Here is a 346-nt window from a genome sequence, read left to right as displayed (position 1 = left end):
CTCGCAATCACAAACGATAGCAACCTAGTAAAATAGGGCGATTAGCTCAGCTGGTTCAGAGCACCTCGTTTACACCGAGGGGGTCGGGGGTTCGAACCCCTCATCGCCCACACTAAAACAAACAACGTCATTGAATTTCAATGGCGTTGTTTGTTTTTAATATACTTCACAAAATCACCTAGTATTATTTTATTATTAAAGCAAATCAATTTCTATAAAAATGAAAGGTTACATAGGATCAATACGAAAACCTGTGGAGCAAGACTAATTAAGCATAAATATTAGATAGTCTAAATAGAAAGAATTTTATATTTCTAACTCCTCTAAATTTTGCTCTAAAAGCTTT

The 346-nt window shown here is 35.0% G+C and carries 1 tRNA gene; it reads left to right on the top strand.

The window, feature by feature from the left end:
• Nucleotides 1–35: 35 nt before the first annotated feature.
• Nucleotides 36–110, top strand: a tRNA-Val gene (locus EG814_RS20910).
• The last annotated feature ends 236 nt before the right edge of the window (nucleotides 111–346 follow it).

This window comes from Flavobacterium ustbae (genome assembly GCF_003946915.1).
GTDB classification, from domain to species: Bacteria; Bacteroidota; Bacteroidia; order Flavobacteriales; family Flavobacteriaceae; genus Flavobacterium; species Flavobacterium ustbae.
This window is presented reverse-complemented; position numbering and strand designations above follow the sequence as displayed.